This window comes from Croceifilum oryzae (assembly GCF_030814315.1).
Classification (GTDB): Bacteria; Bacillota; Bacilli; order Thermoactinomycetales; family Thermoactinomycetaceae; genus Baia; species Baia oryzae.
In genome coordinates, this window is the sequence record NZ_JAUSUV010000025.1 from 1 (window position 1) to 5940 (window position 5940).

Genomic DNA, 5940 nt, shown 5'->3' on the forward strand with positions numbered 1-5940 from the left:
CGTTCGCCCCATGCGGAGTAAACATAGGATCTTGTGATCTGGTCAGCGACTTCTTCCGAGATGACTTGTTCGGTGGTACCAAGATAGTCGAACTTAGTCTTCTTGGCTTTGTCGGTTCCTGCCTGTTCCACTTTCGCGATGGTGCGGTCTAAGGAGTCGTAGGCAAACTGGGTCTTGACTTGGTCCTTGGATTCTTTATCGGTCTTGGTATGCGATGTTGGATTTTGAATTCTCGTAAATCCTCATATCCATGTTTATAGTGTAAATGTTGCGAGGAAAGGGATTTTAATTTCTCTTCGCAAATGGGACAGATTACATAATCTTCAAGTATGTACTCTTGAATGTTCATCTTGCCCTCCTAACATCATCATCATAAGATCCAAGCAATTTATTTTTATACATATTTTATATCAGAATTAAAAAATTAACGGTCTCTTCATACCAAAGAGACCGTTAATTACTAGTTCAGCTATCTATTTTTCTTTCCAAGCCAATTGTTCAATATCACAATGATTGAGGCGATGTTTCTTTAGAACAGAAAGAGCTCGTTCACTTACTATTAGTCTCGCAATTTCATCCATACAAAAATCTTCTCCCATCCAATCAGTGACTAGATCATCTGGCAAGGCTACCTTCCCTTCTGAAATCAATTCTACAAATTCAGGAAGTGTACGTTCTGGATACATCTCTTGGAAGAATTCAGACATACTTACCTCCACCTTTCTAAATTGATATCCAGAGAGGCTAGTACTATAAGGGAAGCTAGACTAGCAGTCACAATGAAGCATAGACAAGTCTCTAGAAGAGCATCTCCAAGCCATCCAACAAATTCATAATGCAAGTGACTAACTTTTTGCTGGCCATTAGGAAATGTTTCCATGGAGAACACAGTATTTTCTCCTATTCCTCCAGCAACTTCTGGTTCTAAACAGTAAAGCTTCATACGCACACCTACCTAACCAGGGGATTATATTGACTACCATCAATCGTAGGCATCTCCCAAATACGCTCCCCCTTGCAACCAATACCAGTAATCACCTTTCCCTTCTACGAGATTACATAATAACTCTGTAAAAGAAAGTGCAATAATTTGACTTTCTCCAACCACTCCATGTCGATTATGGAGTATAGGGCTACGAGCAATACGCCAATATTTCTTACGAGTATTACCCCATTCATAGGCTTATTTCGTTAGGAACTCCCAACGAAATAAGCCTTTTTATTTTTGTTCCCGGCTTCTTCCATTGTTTCCAAAGGCACATTCTGAGCCTTCTATGAAGCCATGATTCTATTTGCTGGAATGGGGTCAGAGTGTCTGCCAGAGAAAAATAATTCACCCAACCAACCAAGAATACATTCAATCGTTCAATTCTTTGTTCCATGGTGAGTGGTTTTGAGCGAGAAGTAATTTCTCTAATCTTTTCCTTCGCTCTTTTAATACTCTCTTTAGCAACACGTATTTTAGGTCGATAGTGATGAGTAAAGCTGAATCCTAGAAACTTCCGTTTCCAAGGCCTGTCTACTGCACTCTTCTCTTGATTTACCTTGAGTTTCAATTGCTGTTCAATGAATTCGGTGATGGATTGTTTTACTCTTTCACCCGCTTTGCGGGTTCTCACATAGATGTTACAGTCATCCGCATAACGGACGAATCTATGCCCACGCTTTTCCAACTCTTTATCTAATAAATCAAGCATGATGTTAGATAATAGCGGACTTAATGGACCGCCTTGTGGGACCCCTTGTTCATTGGAAACTCTTAATCCATTGACCATAATTCCAGACTGCAAATATCTGCGAATCAGTTTCAATATTTGTTTGTCTGTTATCTTCTTCGCAAGTAAACTCATTAATTTATCATGGTTCACTTGGTCAAAGAACTTCTCAAGGTCTAGATCTATTACCCATCGACACCCTTCCTCTATATATCCCTTAGCTTTCCTAACCGCGTCATGCCCACGTCTTCCGGGACGGAACCCGTAGCTACAATCTGAAAAACAGGGGTCAAATAAAGGTGTTAGAATTTGGGCGATTGCTTGTTGTACAAAACGATCAAACACAGTGGGTATACTTAATAACCGAACGCCTCCGTTCGATTTCGGAATTTCGATTCGACGGACAGGCAACGGTTTGTAGGTTCCATCTTCGATGGAAGAACGGATAGAAGCCCAATGTTCTCGGATGTATTCTCGTAGGGATTCTACTGACATTTCATCCACTCCATGGCTTCCCTTATTCTTTTCCACTTGTTTGAGTGCTTTCAAGAGATTTTCTCTTGAAAATAGTCGTTTCATTAACATCGATATAATCTTCCTCGTGAACGCTTCGCTCTATTTATGCCATTCCTTACTCCACCCTCCTAGAGTCTCCCATGGACTTCACCACTTCCTCCTCTAGGTATGCCTATTACAGGTTGTCTGTATCAACGTAAAGAATGAAAGCATAGTGAATCGTTCTTCCCAAATGTTCAGCCCTTCCCTTTTTCGAGCGTCCTCTACTCGGGTACTATGGCATCTGCTGACTTCTGCATGTTCAGCTAAACCTTTCGATCTAGGTTACCATGTGGGCATGGCTTGCCATGCAGATCTCCCCGGGTAAGAACGCAGTCTTTCTCTCCATCTATCTGCCTCATTTACTCTCATTCGCCTTCGGTAGCAAGGACTTTGTCTTGGTTTGCAGACTCATCCAACGAATACTAGCCTTTTATGAGATTCGTGTTCCTCAGACCGGAGATTTGCCGCTGGCTTCCTTCAGATTCCACCTCACGGTGGACACCCTTGCCTTAAGCTAATGGTTACTGCTACCTTCACCATTCGGGACTTTCACCCTATAGACTACGCCCATGCCGGGCGCACAAAAAAACGGAATCCCCAATAATGGAGAAACCGTTGATTGTCACTAGAAATCCCTTTAAATATGTCTTTGTTACCCTTTTTCCTCTAATAAAGTCTTCCATGCATCCACCCACTTCTCAGTGGTAAAACGCAATCCCCTTTTCATGATGGTTCGAAGCCTTCCATCTAACTAAACGATAGTCCCACCCTGCTAGCTGCATCGGCTAAATCCAGCCAGCCTTCTTCCTTCATTTGGCTAATCAAATTGTATTTCCATTGATGCGCTTTAGCCAATCCGTCATAACGATGTGGACGATTCTTCTCTAATACAGCTCGCCATTCTTCCACCCACTCCTCAGTAGTAAACCGTATCCCTTTCTTAGTAACCGTTTGTAATCGTCCATCTGTAGCACATTTCCTCGCATAATTGTAAGCAAGACCTAGTTTGTTAGCAGCATCACGTAGATCAATCCAGCCCTCTTGCCTCTGTTGCCGAATAAACTCAGGCCTCCATGTTTTCCCTCTTCTCGCCCTGCCCATATGCTCCCGCGACTCTTTCGGCACGATTAATTCCTTATCCTTAGCCATTCGAAGGCCTATAGGCATCACTTCCTTCTTAAACCATTCTGATCGCTTCTTCCCTTGCTTCCTCATCTTTTCCCGGGTTGCATGTGATACAATCGCTAGTCCAAACGGAATACCATACTCAATCTTGAATTCTCTCATTCCTTCATATCCATGCTTATATTTGAGATGCGATCCAGATAAAAATGCAAGTTTTTCGTTGCAGATGGGGCAAATTACATAGTCTTCAAATATGTACTCTTGGATGTTCATCTTGCCCTCCCATGTATGCTTCTTGATAACATTGTTCATCATACAGAACAAAAGATCAATTGTTCAAAATCATTTATGGAACTTTCGACAATAAAAAAGTCGCTTCCAGACCAAAGTCGAGAAGCGACAATCATTATAGTAATGTTAATCAAACAACACTGGATCGGTTAAAATCGATTACATCAGGATCTACCTTTTCTAAAATATCTTCAAATTTGCTCCAGCCATTCTTTCTAATAAAGCCTGCTTCAGCAGAAGTAATAGGGACTAACCATGCCTGAACAATGGGTATATCATTTTCGGGATAGAAAACATGGAATGAATCTGGGAAGTAAACAGGCATTGCAACATACAATGCTTCCAACTGGGTTCCCTCAAATAACTTCCCTCTTGGTCCAATAACCTCTCCAGCTAAGTAGGCTTGGTGCTTCTCTAATGCCTCTCGTCCAACTTGTTCCAAAATCCCTGGAATATTGTCATATTCAGGTTCAGAATAAGAAACAAAAAACAACTCCATCCTTATTTCTTTATTTGAAACTGGGCTCTTAAGGTAATGGTGACTCATTCCCAAGGTAGAATAGGTGACCGTTCCTGGAAAAGGCCCTTTTGTAAACCGTGCAACTTGAAAACCTTCTATCTTCGAAGTACCAGCTTCAATTTCGCCTAGGTGGCTTTCAAGAAAATCTATATAATCACTCATTATGTTCCTCCTAACTTAAATAATTAGATATGATTCTATGATTATATTAGTGTTCTCAAGTATAATTCACAGAATCATGCTTCATAACATAAGGTTGATTAATAGTAACATTCTATACCATTAATCTCGATTTCCTCTAGGTCTATTACAACTAGGACATTCAAGAAAAGTGTTTACTTGATAATTATCCAAGAAATCTTTTCGCTTTGAATCCAATGAGAATCTTCTGTTTGTCCATGACGGCATATGACTAATATCCCAGTCACGCGACTTACCAGAGAATGGTGGAACCATGACTTCTTTGCCACAGCTAGGACATAATCTCCCGCCATTAGGTCCCACTTCAGCACCTTCCCATGCCTTTTTAACCGTATCCTTCCTCCATGATCCTCGGTTTGTTATATCTCCTTTTTTGTTTGACCCCATTAAAAAATCATCAGGAGCACACATATTATGTGTCAAAACCTTCAAATTCGACACATAGTACGTATGGAAATCCTTCACCTTGAAGTTATAAACGGTTGCTTTTTGTTTCTTCTTAACGATTTTATCAACCGCTAGCTTCTTGCCTTTATCGGTCTCGAAGATGTCGCCTTTACGGAGATCCTTTGCTCTGATCCAGCCTTCGCCGACTACCCAGAAGGGGTGTTCGTCGGTGGTCTGGATGACTTCGTCACCAATGTGGATTTCGTAGATTTCATCTATCTCTCGCTGGAAGAGCCATTCGACTTCTTTGTAGGCGATTTCTCCGGTTTCTTCATTCTTGGCGAGGACTTTGTCACCTATATCGATTTCCTCAATAGGCTTTCCGCCGTCTTCTGTCTCGATCCGTGTCCCGGCTACGAAGCATTTACATGTTGCGTTCATAGCCCTTTTGGTAGTGCTATTTACGAATTTGCTATTCTTGGCGAATTTAAATGCATCGCCTCCGGGGAATATGCCGGCTGCGGTGTAGAGAGCATTTTCGTAGTCGCCTTCAAATGCATACCATGCTGCATGAACTCCATCTGCTATACCCGTTGGATCAATCATGCCTGCAACATCTAATATACCATGTGCGATCGCTTTCCAACTCGATGGCTCTTTCGGCTTAGGTGGTGCTTGTGATTTCGGTTTCGATGGAGCTGGATGCGATTTATTCTTCTTGCGCTCCGCTGCTGCTTTGTCCGCTGCCTTATTTCGTTTTACTAATGAGTCAACATGAGCGTTTGCCTGCTTTCTTCTTTCTGCGCTGGCCTTTTTGCCTCGCCCATTACTACAAAATGCTGTAGGGCAATAATGATGTCCAGTTGCAGCGATATAGGTCTCCCTTGGGAAATCATCATTTTCAATCATGATCTCAATATGACCATCTAAATCGGTACTGCCTACTGGATCCCCAGCCGCAAACCCATACTGATTCGCATTCCCTGGGTCCATAATAAGACCTTTAAACTGCCCTGCATCGGTATACGAGTCCTGAGTCAGGAATCGCCCTTGTTCCGGAGAGTAGTTACGGAAACCGAGGTCATAGGACTTCGTATTCGGATCCCAGCGCTTTCCACTATAACGGAACGAGTTATACATCTC

The 5940-nt window shown here is 42.1% G+C and carries 4 protein-coding genes and 2 pseudogenes; all 6 read right to left on the bottom strand.

What is annotated here, in order from left to right; all coding sequences use genetic code 11:
* Positions 1-473 precede the first annotated feature (473 nt).
* A complete protein-coding gene (locus J2Z48_RS15570) occupies positions 474-707 on the bottom strand; it encodes a hypothetical protein (protein WP_307254992.1) in 234 nt (77 codons plus the stop codon).
* Positions 708-982: 275 nt separating this feature from the next.
* Positions 983-1120: pseudogene (locus tag J2Z48_RS15575) on the bottom strand (SMI1/KNR4 family protein); the annotation flags it as partial.
* A pseudogene (gene ltrA, locus J2Z48_RS15580) lies at positions 1109-2300 on the bottom strand (group II intron reverse transcriptase/maturase); the annotation flags it as partial. The pseudogenes J2Z48_RS15575 and ltrA, both read right to left, overlap by 12 nt.
* 720 nt (positions 2301-3020) lie before the next feature.
* Positions 3021-3671: a hypothetical protein gene (locus J2Z48_RS15585; RefSeq protein ID WP_307254994.1), complete on the bottom strand. Its 651-nt coding sequence runs from the start codon at positions 3669-3671 to the stop codon at positions 3021-3023.
* Between the two features lie 148 nt (positions 3672-3819).
* The gene (locus J2Z48_RS15590; protein ID WP_307254995.1) at positions 3820-4371 is read right to left on the bottom strand and encodes a suppressor of fused domain protein; all 552 of its coding nucleotides are present in this window, start codon (positions 4369-4371) and stop codon (positions 3820-3822) included.
* Between the two features lie 120 nt (positions 4372-4491).
* Positions 4492-5940, bottom strand: a 1449-nt coding sequence (locus tag J2Z48_RS15595) for a polymorphic toxin-type HINT domain-containing protein (RefSeq protein WP_307254996.1), incomplete at its 5' end; no start/stop codon positions are given.

Bases quoted from the DNA above. Each gene is read 5' to 3' on its own strand.
- J2Z48_RS15570 (WP_307254992.1), bottom strand. From the start codon at position 707: ATGTCTGAATTCTTCCAAGAGATGTATCCAGAACGTACACTTCCTGAA.
- J2Z48_RS15585 (WP_307254994.1), bottom strand. From the start codon at position 3,671: ATGAACATCCAAGAGTACATATTTGAAGACTATGTAATTTGCCCCATC.
- J2Z48_RS15590 (WP_307254995.1), bottom strand. From the start codon at position 4,371: ATGAGTGATTATATAGATTTTCTTGAAAGCCACCTAGGCGAAATTGAA.